Source organism: Photorhabdus laumondii subsp. laumondii, from assembly GCF_003343245.1.
Taxonomy (GTDB): domain Bacteria; phylum Pseudomonadota; class Gammaproteobacteria; order Enterobacterales; family Enterobacteriaceae; genus Photorhabdus; species Photorhabdus laumondii.
The window spans coordinates 5,319,557-5,337,407 of sequence record NZ_CP024901.1; the positions used below are offsets into that span (position 1 = coordinate 5,319,557).

General features: G+C 38.9%; 19 protein-coding genes. 3 read left to right on the forward strand and 16 right to left on the reverse strand.

Annotated features, from left to right (window positions below; genetic code table 11):
- Positions 1-73: 73 nt before the first annotated feature.
- Positions 74-280, reverse strand: coding sequence for a DUF1107 domain-containing protein (locus PluTT01m_RS23370; RefSeq protein WP_011148633.1), 207 nt, complete (start codon positions 278-280; stop codon positions 74-76).
- 290 nt (positions 281-570) lie between these two features.
- On the opposite strand from PluTT01m_RS23370, the gene PluTT01m_RS23375 reads away from it, so the two are divergent.
- On the forward strand, positions 571-1,125 hold the full coding sequence (locus PluTT01m_RS23375; RefSeq protein ID WP_011148634.1) for a YtfJ family protein: 555 nt from the start codon (positions 571-573) through the stop codon (positions 1,123-1,125).
- An 80-nt stretch (positions 1,126-1,205) separates the two neighbouring features.
- Here PluTT01m_RS23375 and cysQ read toward each other — a convergent pair whose 3' ends face one another.
- Both cysQ and PluTT01m_RS28360 read right to left on the reverse strand, forming a co-directional pair.
- A complete protein-coding gene (gene cysQ, locus PluTT01m_RS23380) occupies positions 1,206-1,949 on the reverse strand; it encodes a 3'(2'),5'-bisphosphate nucleotidase CysQ (RefSeq protein ID WP_011148635.1) in 744 nt (247 codons plus the stop codon).
- A gap of 252 nt (positions 1,950-2,201) precedes the next feature.
- Complete coding sequence (locus PluTT01m_RS28360; RefSeq protein WP_369931556.1) at positions 2,202-2,300, reverse strand: tryptophan 7-halogenase; 99 nt, start codon at positions 2,298-2,300, stop codon at positions 2,202-2,204.
- Positions 2,301-2,802: 502 nt separating this feature from the next.
- Between PluTT01m_RS28360 and PluTT01m_RS23390 the strand changes: the two genes are divergently transcribed.
- Positions 2,803-3,828 (forward strand): IS630-like element ISPlu19 family transposase, encoded by a 1,026-nt coding sequence (locus PluTT01m_RS23390; RefSeq protein WP_011144720.1) that lies wholly within the window; start codon positions 2,803-2,805, stop codon positions 3,826-3,828.
- A gap of 442 nt (positions 3,829-4,270) precedes the next feature.
- On the opposite strand, the gene PluTT01m_RS23395 is transcribed toward PluTT01m_RS23390, so the two are convergent.
- Positions 4,271-4,891, reverse strand: coding sequence for a BamJ family beta-barrel-assembly machinery protein (locus PluTT01m_RS23395; protein WP_011148636.1), 621 nt, complete (start codon positions 4,889-4,891; stop codon positions 4,271-4,273).
- A 270-nt stretch (positions 4,892-5,161) separates the two neighbouring features.
- On the opposite strand from PluTT01m_RS23395, the gene PluTT01m_RS28000 reads away from it, so the two are divergent.
- Positions 5,162-5,878 carry a helix-turn-helix domain-containing protein gene (locus PluTT01m_RS28000; RefSeq protein WP_011148637.1) on the forward strand — a complete coding sequence of 239 codons (717 nt, stop codon included), beginning with the start codon at positions 5,162-5,164 and terminating at the stop codon, positions 5,876-5,878.
- Positions 5,879-5,914: 36 nt separating this feature from the next.
- On the opposite strand, the gene PluTT01m_RS23405 is transcribed toward PluTT01m_RS28000, so the two are convergent.
- The 12 genes from PluTT01m_RS23405 to rlmB form a co-directional block, all read right to left on the reverse strand.
- The gene (locus tag PluTT01m_RS23405) at positions 5,915-7,225 is read right to left on the reverse strand and encodes an ATP-grasp domain-containing protein (protein WP_011148638.1); all 1,311 of its coding nucleotides are present in this window, start codon (positions 7,223-7,225) and stop codon (positions 5,915-5,917) included.
- A gap of 10 nt (positions 7,226-7,235) precedes the next feature.
- Positions 7,236-8,423 carry an MFS transporter gene (locus PluTT01m_RS23410; RefSeq protein WP_049789808.1) on the reverse strand — a complete coding sequence of 396 codons (1,188 nt, stop codon included), beginning with the start codon at positions 8,421-8,423 and terminating at the stop codon, positions 7,236-7,238.
- A gap of 251 nt (positions 8,424-8,674) precedes the next feature.
- Complete coding sequence (locus PluTT01m_RS23415; RefSeq protein ID WP_011148640.1) at positions 8,675-10,372, reverse strand: carbamoyltransferase family protein; 1,698 nt, start codon at positions 10,370-10,372, stop codon at positions 8,675-8,677.
- 23 nt (positions 10,373-10,395) lie between these two features.
- Entirely contained in the window at positions 10,396-11,199 is an 804-nt protein-coding gene (locus PluTT01m_RS23420; RefSeq protein ID WP_011148641.1) for a dimethylarginine dimethylaminohydrolase family protein, read from the reverse strand.
- Positions 11,196-12,386 (reverse strand): argininosuccinate synthase, encoded by a 1,191-nt coding sequence (argG, locus tag PluTT01m_RS23425; protein WP_011148642.1) that lies wholly within the window; start codon positions 12,384-12,386, stop codon positions 11,196-11,198. The genes PluTT01m_RS23420 and argG overlap by 4 nt, the downstream gene beginning before the upstream one ends.
- Positions 12,376-13,488: a PLP-dependent cysteine synthase family protein gene (locus PluTT01m_RS23430; protein WP_229008973.1), complete on the reverse strand. Its 1,113-nt coding sequence runs from the start codon at positions 13,486-13,488 to the stop codon at positions 12,376-12,378. The genes argG and PluTT01m_RS23430 overlap by 11 nt, the downstream gene beginning before the upstream one ends.
- A gap of 702 nt (positions 13,489-14,190) precedes the next feature.
- On the reverse strand, positions 14,191-15,075 hold the full coding sequence (locus PluTT01m_RS23440) for an IS982-like element ISPlu6 family transposase (RefSeq protein WP_011144786.1): 885 nt from the start codon (positions 15,073-15,075) through the stop codon (positions 14,191-14,193).
- Positions 15,076-15,366: 291 nt separating this feature from the next.
- Positions 15,367-15,819 (reverse strand): 50S ribosomal protein L9, encoded by a 453-nt coding sequence (gene rplI, locus PluTT01m_RS23445; protein ID WP_011148644.1) that lies wholly within the window; start codon positions 15,817-15,819, stop codon positions 15,367-15,369.
- Between the two features lie 38 nt (positions 15,820-15,857).
- Positions 15,858-16,085, reverse strand: a complete 228-nt coding sequence (rpsR, locus tag PluTT01m_RS23450; protein WP_000135199.1) for a 30S ribosomal protein S18 — start codon at positions 16,083-16,085, stop codon at positions 15,858-15,860.
- Between the two features lie 4 nt (positions 16,086-16,089).
- Positions 16,090-16,407, reverse strand: coding sequence for a primosomal replication protein N (gene priB, locus PluTT01m_RS23455; protein ID WP_011148645.1), 318 nt, complete (start codon positions 16,405-16,407; stop codon positions 16,090-16,092).
- Positions 16,408-16,412: 5 nt separating this feature from the next.
- Positions 16,413-16,808 (reverse strand): 30S ribosomal protein S6, encoded by a 396-nt coding sequence (gene rpsF, locus PluTT01m_RS23460; protein ID WP_011148646.1) that lies wholly within the window; start codon positions 16,806-16,808, stop codon positions 16,413-16,415.
- 303 nt (positions 16,809-17,111) lie between these two features.
- The gene (rlmB, locus tag PluTT01m_RS23465) at positions 17,112-17,846 is read right to left on the reverse strand and encodes a 23S rRNA (guanosine(2251)-2'-O)-methyltransferase RlmB (RefSeq protein WP_011148647.1); all 735 of its coding nucleotides are present in this window, start codon (positions 17,844-17,846) and stop codon (positions 17,112-17,114) included.
- Positions 17,847-17,851: the final 5 nt, after the last annotated feature.

The window sequence follows — 17,851 nt, forward strand, 5'->3', positions numbered from 1 at the left end:
CATGTTAAGCGCCACTTATTGTTATTTTGTGGCGCAGATTACACCAGTATGCAACCCGATTCTTTTTCGTTATCTATCCTATTTCGGCCTGCAAACGTAGCACTTGCTGATTGACTTCGCTCATTACACTAAAATGGCGCTTATCTCTCACCTTCGGCGGTAAAATTTTGCCGCAGTCAAATTCAAAAGCCCCCATGTCTTTAATGTATAAACGTCCACGGAATAAAGTTTTAACGTAGAGAGCAATTTTCAGTGGGTTATATCGGTGAAAAATTTTCATCTCTGCTTTTTTCCTCCTAGCGACTTCTTACGGTTACGTTTGGTGAGCCAACTCCACACACCATACCGTTATGTAGAATAATAGACTGAATTTATCCGATTTTGTTCCCTCCATTTTTAGTTTTATGCACTGAATTTACATAAAATGACAGATATTTAGATATACATAACTATGTAACTTTATCTCTTACTTAATGTTAAAAATTTGATCTTCTTTAAAGAGATAAATCAGTTAATACCCGCTATGCTAGAGATCCATGCATTGTCACACTAACCTACAAAGGAAAAATTATGATAAAGAACTTTATGCTATATGCTGCGCTACTTTGTTCTCCTGCTTTAGCATTCGCCCACAACATCACTCTGGAACAACAGGTTCCTGCGATCAGTGTTTCTGATAAAGGTGAGTTGTTACTCAACAATAACAAGTTTAGCTACCAAAATTGGGATAGTGGAAAACTGATTGGTAAAGTGAGAGTCATACAACATATTGCAGGTCGTAGTGCAGCTAAAGAGATGAATGCTCCACTGATAGAAGAAATAAAACGCGCTGATTTTTCAAAAGAAAAATACCAAACAACCACCATCATCAATATCAATGATGCCATATTCGGTACTGGACCCTTTGTCCGCAGCAGTATTGAAGATAGCAAAAGAGAGTTTCCGTGGTCTCAGTTTATCGCTGACAGCAACGGTGTGGCCAAAAAAGCTTGGCAGTTGGAAGCTAAAAGTTCTGCCATTATTGTCCTGGACAAAAATGGCGCAGCGAAGTTTACCAAAGAAGGTGCATTAAACAGTAGTGAAATCAAACAGGTCATTGAATTAGTTCGTAAGGAACTACAGTAAAAACATCCGTGGTGATAACGACTTGCAGGTATGTTTTCGTTTGCCCTTATCACCACAGCTCCGCTAAAAAACAGCCATGATTAAAAAATCGTTACTCTAAATCCCGGATTCAGGAATGATTCACGAGGCGTATAATCTAGCGTCTGACCTTTCCAGTTCGTCACGTGAGCACCAGCAGCAATGGCTATAGCGTGACCCGCCGCAGTATCCCAGATATGAGTGGGCCCAAAGCGAGGATAAAGTTGCGCTTTTCCTTCCGCCACCAAACAGAACTTTAGTGAAGACCCTACAGAAACCGTCTGATGTTCACCTAATTGATTGAGATAATCTTCTAATTCTGTATCCATATGAGAGCGGCTAACAACGACCATTGGTGGATTAGCATCACGAATCTTAATCGGCAAACATTGACCTCCACAGGCTTTTTTCCATGCCTGCCGCCCTTGCCCGGAATAAAGCGTATCCTGCACAGGAGCATATATAACGCCCATCACAGGAACGCCCTCATCAATCAAGGCGATATTAACCGTAAATTCACCGTTACGATTAATAAATTCCTTGGTACCATCCAGAGGATCAACTAACCAATAGCGCTTCCAATCACGCCTCTCTTCCCAAGTAGGAAGCTCTTCTTCCGACAACAGTGGAATTTCTGGGGCGATACGGGATAATCCGGCTTTAATTATTTTATGAGCCACAATATCAGCCATAGTAACCGGTGAATCATCTTGCTTATGATCAACTTTCAGGGGATGTTCATCCTGATAAATTGTCATAATAGCCGCACCAGCTTCCTGAGCCAGTTGGCAGATTTGTTCTAGCATCACACACCTCTGCGGTTAGTCATCTGTTATCATTTTATACCCGTTATCTTTCAAATTGCCTCTTTGTTGGCTGCACTCGCTCACTCCCGGTCACATAGTTTGCTATGCTCCCGGGGATTCACTCCCTTGCCGCCGCGATGCATCTTGAAATCCATAGGGTATAGACTATATTACCAATTGATCTTTTTATTGGAACGGTAAGAATTTTATTACCACTCCTAAAATAAAAACAGCCGGATATACCTGCTCAAGTTATTGACAATCTGATGCAATCACTGTGATCTTCATGTTCTCACCAAACACTTTTGCCCAATATGATGCCGTCATCCAACCCGCTGTACCACCAACAATTCATCTAAGCAAGCATTAAACCTTCAAGATATTTGACCGCATTGTGATCAATCAGACATTCGCACGGTTCATCCATCACACCCAGCGCCGTATTCGGGAGCATTTCAGTGATAGCTCAAGAAGAGATGCATTCATTTCCGCCAGACTTTTGGCAATAAAAGCGTTTTTCTGGACCATATTCCTAACATCAGGAGAATTCAAAATTTATTTTCGGGCAGTTTCATTCTCAATTAGATAACGTAACGAGCTTATCAGATGGAAACTTTCCATCGATTTAATCACCAAGACATCGGTTGGTAAATACGGTGAGAAAAATAGGGTATTAATAATGATATTTCAATTGTATTCATTTCCTTTATATCAAGATAACTTCCTGGCTTATTAATCCGCCAGACCTTTCATAATCGTTGATACAATAAAGTATCCATGCCATTCTTAAATATATACCCGTAATCATTGAAGATGCTTGATTTTATCCGAAATGGAGATCATTATCCTCGCTATGAAAATATTCATTACCGATGAACAAAAAGCCGAACTTGAACATCTCCATCACACCTGCCGTGATAAGAGGGAGTGTGATCGCATCAAAGCGGTCCTGCTGGCCTCTGAAGGCTGGAGTTCAGTGATGATCGCTCAGGCCCTGCGTCTTCATGAAATGACCGTTAACCGTCATATCAGCGATTACCTTAATCAAGGTAAACTTAAATCTGATAATGGGGGGTCTGATAGTTTGCTTTCTCAAGAACAAACTGATTTTTTAATCAATCACTTATCTCAACATCTTTTCCATCACACCCATGAAATCGTGGCCTATGTTGCTCAGCTCTGGAATATTACCTTTAGCATTCCCGGCATGAATAAATGGCTACACCGTCAGGGTTTTTCTTATAAAAAACCTTGTGGCGTCCCTCATAAATTCGACGCAGAAAAACAGCGACAATTTATTGAATATTATGAGAATCTTAAAGTCACAGCGAAAGACGAACCCATCCTTTTTCTTGATGCTGTTCACCCGACTCAAGGCACCAAACTCGGTTATGGCTGGATGCGAAAAGGCGAGAAAAAAACAGTCAAAACAACAGGAAGCCGGACTCGCCTGAATATATTGGGCGCGCTCAACCTGAATGCCATTGGTCGTACGGTGTTCCAGGAATATCAAACCATCAATGACTACAATATTTGCTGTTTTTTCAATGAAATAAGAAAGTCTTATCCTGACTATCATCAAAAAATTCATCTTATTGTGGATGGGGCGGGTTACAACAAAGCTCATCTTGTTAAGGAGTGGGCTTATGTTAGCAATATTGAGTTACATTACCTTCCTCCCTATAGCCCAAATTTAAACCCAATAGAGCGATTATGGAAGGTCATGAATGAACAGGTTCGAAATAACCGTTATTTTGCGGATAAACATGAATTTCGAGACAACGTCTTCAAATTTTTCACCACAACGCTACCGGATATAGCGGACTCGCTGATGTCTAGAATTAACGACCATTTTCAGGTGCTAAAAACTGCATCTTGAAGTTTCTTGGGTATATTTAATAAATCAATATTGTTTTTATAATAAAAACAAACAAAATATTGTTTATTTGTCACTAAAGTTATTAAAAAATAAAAAATGCTCGAAAGACTGAAACTCAGCCAAAGGTAAAGTAAATAAGTGCTAACAAGCTAAAGGAGACAGTGAAACCTAATCTTGCCAATGCAAAACGGCATTATGAACACGGTTAAGATTAGAGAGAATCCAAATGCTGGTGGCAATGACACAGAATAGCTAGGAAGATAGTGGGCCAAAGATCTTATTTAAAGAAATAATTAGGAAATTGAGGGAAAGCCAGTTCATCGGCAACATCCTAGCTGAAATTTTCGATGGTTTGAAAATACCCCCCATTTTTTAAATGGGTTTGTCAGTAGTCTGAGACGAATATACCGGCTATTTTTTTAAACCTACTTGTGGATAAAACTTACAGAATATCCAACAATTCCACCTCGAAAATCAGAGTGCTATATGGGGGAATCGATGCACCGGCACCACGCTCGCCATAAGCCAAATTATAAGGGATATAAAGTTCCCATTTAGAACCGACAGGCATCAACGTCAATGCTTCAATCCATCCAGCAATCACCCCATTCACAGGAAATTCAGCAGGTTCACCACGCTGTACTGAGCTGTCAAACACGGTGCCATCAATCAGACGCCCCGTGTAATGGACACGCACGTGGTCAGTATGGGCAGGAATTGCACCATCACCCTGCTTTAGTACAGAGAACTGTAAACCAGATTCTGTCGTGCTTATACCGTCACGCTGAGCATTTTCTGCCAGAAATTTCTGTCCCTCTTCTGCCATAACTTGCTGACGTTCACGACGCACACCATCTGCACGTTCATGCATTTCACGTAAGGCACGATGCAATATATCGACCGGCACCGCTGGAGAATGATTTTCCAGCGCATCGCATAACCCCGCTAACAACGCTTCAGGTTCCAGACCTTGCAGGCCAGACTCCAGTAATTGCTGACCAACTTGCAAGCCAACCCCATAACTTGCTTGTGCTTCGATAGAGTCAAAAGAAAGTTTTGCCATGAAAATACCTGTGATCAAATTAAATTAGACCTGTAAGCATAACAGCGCGATGCAGCAGGGTAAACCGAAGATGTCACCAGGAAAATACATGTCGCCCCAATATATAAGCGCTAATAATCGATATAATTCTAAGTAGCATATTTATTTCTTAAAGGTTACAATATAAAAATTCAATTTTTTAAATTTTTTACTTATAATTGATTATATGAATAAAATATTTTTTATATAAAATTAATTTTATTGCAAATATTATATGATGAGGAAAATCTTATGAACACATCATTTAATGAAATTTTATCAGAAATTAAAAAGTCCAAAACCATGCCTGAATTAGAAAAGAGGCTATTAAACGCGATAAACTATCTGGGTTTTGAATTCTACTCAATTTATCAGGAAGAAAAATATCCATTCACGACAAAAAAATATGTTCTAATAACCAACCTAAATATAGAAACTGCAAGTAATTATAATCAAGATAATAATCATGACAGCGACCAATTAATGAATGGTGATTACACTTTCTCTATTCCGTCAGTTTGTAATGATAAAATATCAAAAAACACTGATTTTACGATTGAAAAATCAAATTCAAATAAAAATGAAGTCAAAAATAGTCTTTCAATCAAAATTAAAGGTTATCATGGAGAAAGGTCGATTTTTTCAGTTGCCAGAAAAGAAGGCACTATTTCTCATAATGAAATACTTAATAAAGCAGGAGTATTAGGCATATTGGCAAATGAATGCATAAAAACATTTAATAACCTAAAAAATAAAAAGGATAAAATCATTATTCCAACACTCTCTACCAGAGAAGTTGAAGTCATAAGATGGACTTGTGAGGGAAAAACTTCTGCTGAAATAGCCGATATACTGGATATTTCAACAAGAACAGTTAATTTCCACATTAACAATGTTATGGAGAAATTAGTGGTTCCCAATAAAGTTGCAGCAGTTGCTAAAGCAATAGCATATAATCTAATCATATAACAATTAGAGCCCAAATAAGGCTCTAACCACACGAAATTATAAAATATAATTAGACAATATATCCCTCCATGCATCATTAATTTCATTCATCAGGGATTCACATTTGACGTGCTCATCATTAATATGCACACAAACATAACCACAGAAATCATTATTGCTTTTTGGTGTTTCATAAACCGGTGAATTCTTATCTAAATTAATTTTTATTGCAATAATTTCGTAATATAATTTACTCAAAATATTATCAACAGATGCTAATAACACTTCATTAATTTCTGTTTGATCGAATTTATCATTAATTTTGCCGTCTTTACCTGCCAGTAAATTAATCAAAAATGCTCTTCCCTTTGCTTCTGGCAATATCATTCGATCACTAAATCCTTTGACTAAATGGTCAACCCAAATTTCCTGCAAGCTTATACCATATACCCGGTTAGCCATATCCCAAATACGCATACCCGCGGGTCTACGATTAGTTTCAACCAGAAAAGTTTCTCCCGTTTTACTATCTTGCTTAATCTCATTATGGAATGCGCCAAAAGTCTGCCCTGAAATCAGATTCATTGCCTGCCCTGCTTTATGTAATGCAATCGTATTTCTGCCATCACATTGCGCCGGAACTATTTGCCCTATTTCAACAGGAAATTCCCCTTTCTGGGAAACTTTTTGCGTTAAAAATGCCATACAACCAATACCATCGTACGAATATTCTGTATCGAAAATAATAAGTTCTTCTGCAAGAATTTGATTACCACCAGATTGCTCAACAGATTGAGCAAAAGCCGTTGGGATTTTACTTCTATCTTTAACCGCTACCACGCCTACATTTGCCCGACCACAATTAGGCTTAATAATCACACCATACGGAACAGAATCATAAAACTCTTCTAGCTCTTTAATCTCATTAATGAAAGTATATCGAGGCGTTTTAATATGTTGTGCCGCAAGCAACGGTAATATTCGAGTTTCTTGTTGGCGAAATTGATATTTCTCAATACCTGCGAAACTTAATTTGGGATCATCACCATAAACGTTTAATTTCTTCGCGATAACAGCCGCATACCCAGATACCGCATCCATAAAAGGAAGAATACCAGCACATGTCATATTAAGTTCAGCAAGAACGGTCATCACACGATCAACATAATTGTCATCAACATAATTTTCTGTTCGTACAGGAATATGATAGACAAATGGTGTAACATTTTTTTCCTCACCGGACAACATATCGCTAATAATCACCAACTCAAGGGAGTAATTATATCGAATATAGTCACGAATATTGACGATTTCATTCAGCCTTGCCGGAAGATAATCAAGCACTAACAAATATTTTTTCGAACTCATATTTCCTCCATTATTGACTATTATGCAGATTAAATTTAAGCGAACGATAAGGGTTAATAATAATAAACATCAATAAAACAAATGCAGAGAATATCAGATAAATACTATTGTAGGAAAAATAGTTCAGTAAATTAGCACAAATAAAACTGGTTAAAGGTGTCGCTAACTGATTCAAAACCAGCACCACACCAAGATACTGAGAAAAACGCTGCTTCGGAATAAGACTTGCTCGATAAGAGCGGGAAAAAAGATTAAAACAACCTTCCGAACCAATAACCAGTAAGAAACCTAATGTGTAAACCACAAATAACGGCCCAGTAGCAAACAGTGTCAGACCACATAACGCAATCAGAAAAGCCGTTACACCAACGATACGTACATCAAAAATCCGGCACAATTTTGGCGCAATAAAAAAAACACAACAATTCACCAGCCCCGCATAAGCCAAAAGCTGAGCATAACTCCCTTTCGGCTGTGAAAAAACACTGGTGATAACATAAACTGCCGTTGACAAAATAGCACCTTGCATCACATTCATCAGGAATGTCAGGCTAATGACGCGTAACAAGGGTGGATTTTCCATCAAGAACTTAAAAATGGCCGGCAGATTATACCCTTCTCTATTAGCGCGTTCTTCAATCCTGTTTTTCCTTTGTAGCTGAAACCATATCAAGCTACTAATCAGGAAAGGAAAAAATGCAAATGCAAATACCGCATAAACACTGAATTTATAAACCAGCACGCCGACAACCGCCGGGGCTGCAATATAGGTAAACTGTTCAACAAATTGTAAACGAGAGTTAACCGAAGGTAATTCTATTGCACTCATGTTTTTAGAGACAAAACCTTCAAGGTTGACATATCCCGCCCCGCTAAAAAAGGATAAAACACATGAGAGAGAAATAATGATATATACGATGCTATTATCAGAATATATAAATGAAAGGATAAAAAGAAATAAGCAAACTAATGATCGAAGAATATCACTCAGGAATAACATAACCAAAGTATGCATCCTGTCCCCCATCCAACCAGAAATAGGGAGAGAAATCACTCTGAATAGCCGTTCAAGCCCAAAAGCAAAAGATGAAAGTGAAGCACTATTAGTTGAGGTATATACTAATACAGGCACAGCGAACATAACAAATGCCTCTGAAAAAACAGAAAAAAATCGAGCCAGTATGATCTTATGTATCATTAATATTACCTCAACCTTATTATACCCGTTATCTTTCAAGTTGCCTCTTTGTTGGCTGCACTCGCTCACCCCGGTCACATCGTTATCTATGCTCCCGGGGATTCACTCCCTTGCCGTCGCGATCCATCTTGAAATCCATAAAGGGTATATCTATCCCATTAAACTATTGTATTTATCAATTTGAAACTGAGCAATGCCCAAATTGATTTCATCAATTACACCTACTGGGATAGACGTTTACTCTGCAATAATTAATGAATCGATTTAATCAAATAATTCCCCAAAACTAAATAATCAATATTAGTTTTCATAAAAGTTTTAATAGCATCTTCCGGTGAACAAACAATCGGTTCGCTATCATTATAAGAGGTGTTCAGCAACAAAGGCACACCGGTTTTCCGATAAAATGCCTCAATCAACTGGGCATAATCTGGATTTGATGCACTATCTACCACCTGAACTCTGGCAGTACCATCTTCGTGAACCACTGCCGGAATTTTCGATGCTTTATCCACTTTAGCATCCATCGCTAACAACATATATTTTGCAGCTTCCGGTAATTCCTTCCGAACATGGAACCAATCAGCAACATGTTGACGCAATACACTAGGCGCAAATGGCCTAAACATTTCACGATGTTTAACTTTACGATTCATTAAATCGCGAATATCTTTATTTCTTGGATCAGCCAACAAACTACGATTACCTAATGCCCGCGGCCCAAATTCCATCCTCCCCTGGAACCAGCCAACGACATTATTTTCAGCCAGCAAGCCTGCGACAACTTCATGAATATTCTCTTCATATGTCCAGTCCAAACCGTGGGCCTTCAAACTACGCTGGTAATCATCTTCACTATATTCCAGACCCCAATAGGTATGAGTCAGAGGATAGCGCTGATTATTTTCAAGAATATGATGCCAAATAAATAGGGCGGCACCTGTGGCAGTCCCGGCATCATGTGCAGCAGGCTGAACAAAGATATCTTCGATATCCAACTCTTCATATAATCGTTTATTCGTTATGCAATTCAATGCAACACCACCTGCAAGGCAGAGTTTATTCGTTGCTGTTTCCTGCAAATAATGATGAGCCATATTTAACACTATTTCATCAGTTATTTGCTGGAGAGAAGCAGCAATATCATAATATTCCTGCGCTACCTCTCCACCGGGAACTCTTTTCTCAATACCAAACAAAGATTCTAATTTAGAAAAGTCTTGGCTGCGGAAATTGAGAATGGTGTTATCGATAGTAAACTCACCTTTCTCATAAATTTTGACAAGTTGTTGGAACGCCGGCATAAAACCTTCAGGCTTACCATAAGCAGACATTCCCATCACCTTACAGGCATCGTATACAGAGAAGCCCAGGAATTCTGCCAATTTCTCCCACATAAAACCGATTGAATTAGGGTATTCAATAGTTTTAATTTTTTTCAGACTATTGCCATCGCCCAGATATACCCCTGCGGTATTATCCTCTCCCACACCATCAAGTGATAAAGTTAACGCTTTATCAAATGGCGAAACAAAATAAGCAGATGCCGCATGAGCTGTGTGATGAGGAACCCAATGAAATTGACCACGGAATCCCATTGATTGTAAAATTTCTGGTACTGAAGTGGTTTTACGATAAAAAATGGACTCACCCGATACACTTCCCCAATTGCCTTCACTGGTGACTTCATCAATAAAGACTGATTTTCTTCGCTCTATCGGATCAATAGAAAACCCAATATGACTCACATCTTCCAAGCGAATACCCGCAAAGTCTAATGCAACTTCAATGGAAGCCAATGGCAGTTCATCAGGATTATCAACATTTGCTGGTTTTCCGTGTTTTCTTCTATTGAGACGCTCTTCTTCAATGGCAAAAATAGTTTCTCCATCTTTTAATAAGCAAACTGCTGATTCATGGTAAACTGAATTTATACCTAAAATATACATGACTTATTATCCTCCCATTATAATTATTTAACTTTTAATACTAAGCAACGCAGACTACCACCACTCTTTAAGAATTCACTCATATCGCATTTAATGACATTATAACCATAATTATTTAATTGACGTTCAACCTCTATAGAACAATCATGCATGAGAATATCTTTACCTATTGGGATATTATTACAGACAAATAATTCCTTAGCATCATGTTCTGATATTGAGATTCGGCGTTCAAATGTTTCAGCAATATAATTCTGGCTCTCTTTAGTAAATGCTTCTGGGTAGTAAATAACTGTATCTTTGTCAATAAACGAGAATGCCAGAGCCACATGAAAGAAAGTCTTATCCTGAATATGCAGTTCACCTTTAACTTCAAGTTCTGGATAAACTTTCTGAATTGTATTTATTGCTTCTTTATCTGAGCGAGGACCATAACCAAATATGATGTCATTATCCCAATAGATAACATCTCCAAGCCCTTCAAAATAGATATCTTCATCAACACGATGTATCTCATAACCTAGATTTTCCAGATAATCGATATAGTGCTGGCTTTCCCCCTGGCGTTCAGCGTGTCGGAAATTACTCGCAAGGAATTTATTATTATGCACCATGCCACAATCACCTGAGAAAGTCATATCAGGCAAACCATTAACAGGCTCGATAGTGCGAATAGTGATACCACGTTCAGTCAACCGTTCATAAAGAAAATCCCATTGTTGCTGTGCCAATTCTTTATTGACGCTATTATTAGGGTCCATCCAATCATTAATAACGTATTCAATATTATAAAAATCCGGTTTACACATTAATAACTCTTTAATCATAACTTTTGCCTCATCTTAGATTTAGCACTTTGCTTAGTATGAATATTAAATATTTTTGCAAATCCCTCTGCATCGTTTTGACTATATAAATGCCCACAATTATATATTGCTAAATTATCATCATAGATAGTTGTCTTTGAAATACGGGAACAAACATTGGCATATTTATAACCTAATTCAAGCTTAATCTCACCATTGACATGTTGATTCATGCTATCAATAAAGTGGTTTAAATGAGTTAATAAGGGATCATACCAAAGCCCAGAATAAACTAATTCAACCCATTTTTTATCAACTATCTCTTTAAACCAATTTTCGTGACGATTACTACAATAACATTCTAAATCACGATGTGCGGTAATTAAGATATGTGCGGCAGGTGATTGATAAATTGCGCGTGTTTTCAAACCGACAATGCCATCTTCAACAATATCAAAAATACCAATTGATAATTTTTTACCAATCTCATTTAATATTTCAATAATTTCATATAATGATTTCTTTTCGCCGTCAATCGATATCGGTATACCATTCTCAAAACCTAATGACAAAAATATTGGCTCAGTAGCTGATAGTGCATGTTCAAATAATTTCTCTCTGGCATCTTCCGGAATTAATGCTTCCGGTTCTGCCAACGGTCCACATTCGACACTTAATCCCCATATATTTTCACTAGTAGAATAAGGGTTATTACAACCAAATTCTTGAGGAATACCATATTTCATCGCATAACTATTTACAATATTTTCGTCGTATTTAAAATCTCTCAACGAAGCAATAGGTATTTTATTCAGAATTTCTATATTCATATCCATTCTGACTTGATCATTACCTCTGAATTGATGAGCAATATAATCAATATTGAGCTCATTGGCAACTTCAACTGCTGCCTCAGCAATCGCAGGCCGGGAAAGTGCAGCACTGAGAAAATAACCATTTTGATAAATAGCATTCGCTTTTATCGCTTTTGTAAGGAAGTGTTCAGCATATTGCGCTCGATAATCTTTATAGATAAATTTATCAGCACCTGCAACCATGCATTCTAATTCAATATCTTCAATATCTCTTACCTGCCCTTCATCAATATAAAGAGCAATTACCTCTCTATATTCAGATTTAAGACTTCTTATGATAAGAGGATTATAGAGGCGATTATAGTAAATCACCAAAACGCGATCAGAACTCATTTAATACGCACCCCATGTTTGTAATAATTTCTTCTAATTGAGGTTCTGTTTTACTTTCCTCAATTAATTCTGAGAAATTATTTTCAAATAACCAAGCATCATTATAAATTGTGTCGATATAACGTTCTCCACTATCAGGAATAATGACAACAATATTATCGCCAGGTTTAAAATCATCCAGGCGATTTAATGCTGCGCTTACCGCACAACCTCCCGTTCCACCAATTAAAATACCTTCATTTCTGGCTAACTTTCTTGCTACTCGGAATGCATCAATATCTGCAACTTTCAAGGTAATATCGATATTGGTACGATCCAAAATAGAAGGTATAAACGCTAATCCTGCACCTTGTACCAGATATTTTCCTGGTTCACCACCGAAAATAATTGACCCCACGGGTTCAACACCATAAATTCGCACCTGTGGATCTTTCTCTTTCAAATAACGGGAAATTCCAGTCAGTGTTCCACAACTTCCTGCTGTCGCAAAACAAGCTGTCAAATTATTGCCAAAGATTTCATACAACTCACGCCCCGTGGAACGATAATGCTCATCAGGATTAACCTGATTTTCAAATTGCATAGGGCTAAACGCATTCGGATAGACTTTTATAATCTCTTTAGTTAAATCAATGCGATATTTGACAGTATCTTTTCCCGCTTCAAATTCTGGTAGGAAAATAATTTCCGCACCAAATGCTTTTATTTTATCGCGTTTTGCTGCCGGCACCATGCGATCTAAAACCGCAATAAATCGATAACCTTTAACAGCACACGCCATTGCCAGACCAATTGCCGTATTCCCCGATGATGGTTCAATCACCACCATTCCCGGTCTTAATTCTCCCTGAGCCTCAGCCCTTTCCAACATAGCAACTGCAATACGATCTTTAATACTCCCACCGGGGTTAATATTCTCCATTTTGAGAAAGACATTAATACCTTTAGTATATCTACCATTCAACATAACTACTGGAGTATTACCTATAGTTTGTAATATGTTTTTACTAAGATTCATACCAGCTTTATCCCTTATGTCTAGGTTAATATGAAGAACATATAATGATGACAAGGTATTTTTATTAACAAATAAATAAATCAATTAAACATCTAATATACCTATTAATTTATTAATGAAACCATTCAATTTACCAATAACTATGGAGAATAAACTCATACCTATTAACAATAAGCGCATTCATTTGTGTTCTCACACAAGGGTTAATTAACAAAAATTATAATTATAAAATTACACTTAAAAGTCTACTGTCAACTCTGACAGTTATATCAATAAAATCCCATATAAATTTTTGATATTATTATTTAATAATAAGGATATATATTGATATTATTAAACATTCTTATGTGAAATCATATAAAATAAATTATCATTATAAAGACAAATAACCAAAATTATATAATAATATATTTTTAATTATTATGAAATAATCACTCGTGTAATTAACCAGATTTAGACGTAGATATATCAAAATATTCGATAAAAAATTCCCACATCACAACAGAATTAACAATGTTGATATTATCTAATAATAAAAAATATGAATTAGATTATTTATAGATAATAATCTAATAATGAATAATATTTTCAATATAAAAACGCAAAATCAATAATAATAAAAACCAGCCAAAAGACAACATTACAGAAGAATAGACAAGAGAAACTATGATTCTATAAACGGCAAATAAGGTAGTAAATGTAAAATATACCCAATGGATTTCAAGATGGATCGCGACGGCAAGGGAGCGAACCCCCGGGAGCATAGATAACTAACCCGAATTCTGCTTAATCCGTCATTGAAAAATCGTCTTCTGAGTAGAAAACTTTCAGTGATGGCTTCTTCAATTTAAGGCAGTAAGCAATCAATCCACCTAAAACGCACAACAGAAAGCCTTTTATACTTCGGTGGCGGGAATGCTCTATTTGAGAAAGAGTTTTTAATTGCCCATTAATCGTTTCAATGATAAAACGCTTTTTTAACATTATCTTATCCCACTCAGCTTGCATACTCGCTTTCATGTTACGCCGTTTTTTCGTGATGAAAGTGACATCGGTTTTAGCTAAATCGTCCGCCAATTCCTGGCTGAGGTAACCTTTGTCACCGTAAAGAGAACCCGTTAATTCTTTTGATAATTCACGAACAGGTTCCCGATCATCCACATTACCCGGAGTCACTTTAAGCGCGAGAATTTCACCCTGATGATTGACAACCAGGTGTAATTTGAAACCGTAAAACCAGCCCATTGAATTTTTTCCGCGCTTTGCTATCCCCGCAAAGACCTTATGTCGAGGGATGCGAATGTTATGGCAGACACTCAAACGGGTGGAATCAATAAAAGCAATGCCTGTGGGTTTCCCTTTTAATTGAGTCAGATAGCTGCATAATGGCACCAAAACGGAAGGAGCCACACTGACAAAACGAGGATAGCTAAGCAAGGTTGGAAAATCCTTATGGTGATATTTCCAAATATGTTCTAGATAAAAATGTTTAAAATCACGGTAATGCGACATATGAAAAAGGATCAAAATGGTCATGATTTCACTGGGATACATATGACCTTGTCGGCGGCGTAAACGATGCCCGCTATCGAGACAAAATTGTTCCCATTGAGGGATGAAAAAACGGCAAAAATCATCGACATCACAGAAAATTTCAACTAAGTTGTCCATAGCCTGTTCCCCCCTCGGAGCTGTTTTTGGTGCACACCAAAACTTTGCTCCTGGAACAGGCTTCTCGTCAATTTCTTATCCAGAATTCGGGTTAACTATGTGACCAGGGCGAGTGAGTGCAGCCAACAAAGAGGCAACTTGAAAGATAACGGGTATAAATCAGATTAATGCTCAGTTACTGGGCATTACCGGCAAAAGCCTTATCGACTACCAAGAGAACAGTAAGTTGAGGCAATAAAAAACGCCGGCATTGCCAGCGTTTTTTACTTGTTAGCATCAGTTAATCAGAGATTAAGCTTCAGCAACAATGTTAACGTTCAATTTAGCGAATACATCGCTGTGTACCTGGAAGTTAACTTCGTGTTCACCAATAGTACGCAGAACGCCATTAGGCAGACGCACTTCGCTCTTAGAGACTTCAACGCCTGCGGCGGTAACTGCATCAGCGATATCACGAGTACCGACAGAACCGAACAGTTTACCTTCGTCACCTGCTTTAGAAGCGATAGTAACGGAACCCAGTGCATTGATTTTCTCAGCGCGAGCTTCTGCTGTTGCCAGAACGTTAGCCAAGTTAGCTTCCAGTTCAGCACGGCGAGCTTCGAAAAATTCGATGTTTTTCTTAGTCGCAGGAACAGCTTTGCCCTGCGGTACTAAGTAATTACGGGCATAACCCGGTTTAACGTTAACTTGATCACCCAGGCTACCCAGGTTTGCTACTTTATCAAGCAGAATAATTTGCATTACCTTATCCTCTCAGAGTCGTTAATGGACTGTGCCGATTACTGATGACGATCAGTGTAAGGCAACAAAGACAGGTAGCGCGCGCGCTTGATAGCACGAGCGAGCTGACGCTGGTATTTTGCACGGGTGCCAGTGATACGGCTTGGTACAATTTTACCGCTCTCGGTGATGTAGTTTTTCAGCGTAGCGATGTCTTTATAATCAATCTCTTGAACGCCTTCCGCTGTGAAACGGCAGAACTTGCGACGACGGAAATAACGTGCCATTTGGCTAGTCTCCAGAATCTATCAATTCAATCTGCTCGGCATGAAGAACCAGTTTGTTAAGACCATTGCGACCTTGATGGCAACTAATGAATCCTGAAACGGTTAATCGACTGCCGACCGTTATACTGTGAGTTAAAACTTGTAACAATTGTCCGCTGGCAATAACGGGCATTCTGCACCATGCTTGCCTGCTCAAACCGGCTTCCTGTTGCTGTGAACGGTGCTCAAGCACAAATTGACAATGAGGAATGCCGGCAGGACTGACTTTTCGAATGGGGACCTTGCACACTGTGCCAGAAAGCACCAAACGATTAGTTGTCACAGTTATTACTCTTCAGAATCCCCAGCTTCTTCAGCATCCATATTGGCGTCTTCCAGAGAGTAGTCACGGCTGCGACGTTCATCTTTGGCTTTAACCATTGGAGATGCTTCAGTTACCGCGTGCTTAACGCGCATAATCATGCTGCGGATAACGGCATCGTTGAAGCGGAAGTTAGTTTCCAGCTCATCAATCACTTCCTGCGGTGCTTCAACGTTCATCAGAACATAGTGAGCTTTGTGCAGTTTGTTAATTGGGTAAGCCAGTTGACGGCGGCCCCAGTCTTCCAGACGGTGAATCTGACCTTGCGCGTTAGTGATAGTCGCACTGTAACGCTCAATCATGCCCGGAACCTGTTCGCTTTGGTCAGGATGGACCATAAAAACGATTTCGTAATGACGCATTAGAATTGCTCCTTACGGATTATTCAGCCTCCTGTCAGGGTCAACCGCGGCCCGTGGAGGCAAGGAACTTGTTTAAGTGCGGCTGAAAAATTGACGCGTAACTATACCTACCCTACATAAAAAACTCAAGGAATGAACAATGCAAAAATACTTTTGTTCATATACCCGTTATCTTTCAAGTTGCCTCTTTGTTGGCTGCACTCGCTCACCCCAGTCACATAGTTATCTATGCTCCCGGGGATTCACTCCCTTGCCGCCGCGATGCATCTCGCAATCCATAGGGTATATATGGGAGGTGGATTGTCACGAGCTACGCTGACGCACCGCCTCAAACAGGCAAACTCCCGTGGCAACAGACACATTCAACGACGAGACAGAGCCCACCATTGGGATGCTAATCAATTCATCACAGTGTTCACGAGTCAGACGACGCATACCTTCCCCCTCCGCTCCCATCACCAGTGCCATAGGACCAGTCAGTTTGCTCTGATACAGCGTATGGTCAGCTTCTCCTGCTGTACCCACCACCCAAATATTGTACTCTTGCAATAAACGTAAGGTACGCGCAAGGTTGGTGACACGAATAAGTGGTACGCTTTCCGCAGCACCACATGCCACTTTCTTCGCCGTGGCATTAAGCTGAGCAGAACGATCACGTGGAATAATAACAGCATGTACACCTGCTGCATCAGCACTACGCAAGCAAGCGCCCAGATTATGGGGATCTGTCACGCCATCAAGCACCAACAAGAACGGGGTTTCTACTTGTGCCAGTAAATCTGGTAGGTCATTTTCTTGGTACTGACGCCCTGGCTTCACTTTGGCAATAATTCCCTGATGCACCGCACCTTCCGTTTGATTATCCAGCCACTGACGATTTGCCAGTTGGATAGTCATCCCGATGCTTTCCAGCGCATGAATCAATGGTGTCAGGCGGCGATCTTCACGTCCTTTCAGGACATAAACTTCGATAAAACGCTGAGGATCACGCTCCAGTAAAGCTTTAACGGCATGAATACCGTAGATAATTTCACTCATAATCT

Coding starts and splice junctions, on each gene's coding strand:
- PluTT01m_RS23370 (WP_011148633.1), bottom strand. CDS start 280: ATGAAAATTTTTCACCGATATAACCCACTGAAAATTGCTCTCTACGTT.
- PluTT01m_RS23375 (WP_011148634.1), top strand. CDS start 571: ATGATAAAGAACTTTATGCTATATGCTGCGCTACTTTGTTCTCCTGCT.
- cysQ (WP_011148635.1), bottom strand. CDS start 1,949: ATGCTAGAACAAATCTGCCAACTGGCTCAGGAAGCTGGTGCGGCTATT.
- PluTT01m_RS23390 (WP_011144720.1), top strand. CDS start 2,803: ATGAAAATATTCATTACCGATGAACAAAAAGCCGAACTTGAACATCTC.
- PluTT01m_RS23395 (WP_011148636.1), bottom strand. CDS start 4,891: ATGGCAAAACTTTCTTTTGACTCTATCGAAGCACAAGCAAGTTATGGG.
- PluTT01m_RS28000 (WP_011148637.1), top strand. CDS start 5,162: ATGAACACATCATTTAATGAAATTTTATCAGAAATTAAAAAGTCCAAA.
- PluTT01m_RS23405 (WP_011148638.1), bottom strand. CDS start 7,225: ATGAGTTCGAAAAAATATTTGTTAGTGCTTGATTATCTTCCGGCAAGG.
- PluTT01m_RS23410 (WP_049789808.1), bottom strand. CDS start 8,423: ATGATACATAAGATCATACTGGCTCGATTTTTTTCTGTTTTTTCAGAG.
- PluTT01m_RS23415 (WP_011148640.1), bottom strand. CDS start 10,372: ATGTATATTTTAGGTATAAATTCAGTTTACCATGAATCAGCAGTTTGC.
- PluTT01m_RS23420 (WP_011148641.1), bottom strand. CDS start 11,199: ATGATTAAAGAGTTATTAATGTGTAAACCGGATTTTTATAATATTGAA.
- argG (WP_011148642.1), bottom strand. CDS start 12,386: ATGAGTTCTGATCGCGTTTTGGTGATTTACTATAATCGCCTCTATAAT.
- PluTT01m_RS23440 (WP_011144786.1), bottom strand. CDS start 15,075: ATGGACAACTTAGTTGAAATTTTCTGTGATGTCGATGATTTTTGCCGT.
- rplI (WP_011148644.1), bottom strand. CDS start 15,819: ATGCAAATTATTCTGCTTGATAAAGTAGCAAACCTGGGTAGCCTGGGT.
- rpsR (WP_000135199.1), bottom strand. CDS start 16,085: ATGGCACGTTATTTCCGTCGTCGCAAGTTCTGCCGTTTCACAGCGGAA.
- rpsF (WP_011148646.1), bottom strand. CDS start 16,808: ATGCGTCATTACGAAATCGTTTTTATGGTCCATCCTGACCAAAGCGAA.
- rlmB (WP_011148647.1), bottom strand. CDS start 17,846: ATGAGTGAAATTATCTACGGTATTCATGCCGTTAAAGCTTTACTGGAG.